Origin of the sequence: Actinomyces bouchesdurhonensis (genome assembly GCF_900128465.1) — a bacterium.
Classification (GTDB): Bacteria; Actinomycetota; Actinomycetes; order Actinomycetales; family Actinomycetaceae; genus Pauljensenia; species Pauljensenia bouchesdurhonensis.
Genome location: NZ_LT635881.1, coordinates 1 through 1,699, shown reverse-complemented (window position 1 = coordinate 1,699; position 1,699 = coordinate 1). Strand labels below are relative to the sequence as shown.

Here is a 1,699-nt window from a genome sequence, read left to right as displayed (position 1 = left end):
GGCTCAGCCTCGGCCACCGCGCGCGACGTCGTGGCCCAGCATTTCGCCCTGGCCACCGCCGCCCACATGGCCCAGTGGATGCTCTCCGGCCTGGAAGTTAACCCTTCCCTCGCAATCGCCCGCATGCGCGTCCTTATGACCGACCAAACCACTCCCGCTCTGGCACGACTGGCCAACTAACACGTTCACCTCACCAGCCGCGCGAGGATACATACCTATACCCCGGCCTCGTCCCCATCGACGAGGCCGGGATTGTCATCCCCACGCGCAACACACCCCTGTGACAGTAGACCACGACCAACAACCTGACCGAATAAAATATATAACGCCTACGACAACCCCCATCAAAGGCTCCAGAATCACTCACAACGTTTAAACACAAACAAATACCACATATTGATACCGGTCAGACTTTGGTGCAATAGCGCCCAAAAAAACGAGTACGAACAAGTGAAGAGCGACGCACTGTACATTCGAGCAACTGTATCTAGGCCCGGGATTTCGCGGTTCCGCACTCTGACATGTATAGTTCGCTCGTAACCTCTCTCTGACCGTCGATGAGGACCACCGATGCCCCACCCCGATGCGAAAACAACGCTCGCGCTCGCACTGCGCGACGCACTCACGACTACGCCACTGTCTAAGGTGACAGTCTCCGGACTCACGCGCACAGCTGGCGTGACCCGGCAAGCGTTCTACTATCATTTCTCCGACATTCGTGACCTCACCGTCTGGGTTTTCAAACGCGAGGTCACCAACCAGATCAACGCACACGCCACCTACGAAGACTGGTCGGACGGACTGCTCGCCATGCTCGTATGGATGCAGTCTCACCCCGAGGAGACACACTCAGCAATCTCCTCACTGACCATGGAAAACCTTCAACTCTTCCTCCACAAACAGCTACACAACGTCATTGAACCCATCGTCAACCAGCTTGGCGCAAACCTGACCCTCGCCACGGACGACCTCACGTTCATCGTCGACCATTTCACGCTCTGCATCCTCGGGCACATCTCCCAATGGCTCAGAAACGACATGAAAGCAGACCCCTACATCCTCACCGAACGGATCGCACGCATCCTCGACGGGCAGGTGACACGCGCGCTCACACTGTTCGCACTGCAGCCCACCACGGGTCCGGCGCGCTCCTAAAAACGACACGGACCCCGGCCTCATCATGAACGAGGCCAGGGTCACCTATCCCTCCGGGCGTCTATCGCAGGGCGCGATTCACCGCCGAGATAACAGCCTTGTAGGACGCACGCGTGATCGACGAATCAATACCAACACCCCACACGATCTGCCCTTCCACCGCTGCCTCCACGTACGCGGCAGCGCGAGCATCGCGCCCCTGACTCATCGCATGCTCAGAGTAGTCCAGGACGCGCACATCCAGATCAAACTGGTGCAGCGCCGACACGAACGCGTCGATCGGACCCGTACCAGTCGCCCGCACCTTAACAGGCGAACCATCGTCAATGAGCGTCGCGTTAAGCTCGACAGTATTGTCGTCCATCGAAGAAACCTGCGAGGAACGCATCTCGAAGCGACCCCACGGCTCCAAGCCGGGCGCGGCATTCGTCGGCAGATATTCGTCCGCAAAAATCTGCCACAGCGCGGGCGCATTGATCTCCCCACCGTACGTATCCGTGTGACGCTGAACGATACGAGAGAACTCCACCTGGAGGCGGCGCGG

Annotated in this window: 2 protein-coding genes and 1 pseudogene; 2 read left to right on the top strand and 1 reads right to left on the bottom strand. The window is 58.7% G+C overall.

Annotation, left to right across the window (positions count from 1 at the left end; translation table 11 throughout):
- Positions 1 to 180 (top strand): annotated as a pseudogene (locus BQ7477_RS10885) (TetR/AcrR family transcriptional regulator); the annotation flags it as partial.
- A gap of 390 nt (positions 181 to 570) precedes the next feature.
- A complete protein-coding gene (locus BQ7477_RS10880; RefSeq protein WP_073983904.1) occupies positions 571 to 1,155 on the top strand; it encodes a TetR/AcrR family transcriptional regulator in 585 nt (194 codons plus the stop codon).
- A 61-nt stretch (positions 1,156 to 1,216) separates the two neighbouring features.
- Here BQ7477_RS10880 and BQ7477_RS10875 read toward each other — a convergent pair.
- On the bottom strand, positions 1,217 to 1,699 hold a 483-nt coding region (locus BQ7477_RS10875; protein WP_277352400.1), incomplete at its 5' end, for an alpha-isopropylmalate synthase regulatory domain-containing protein.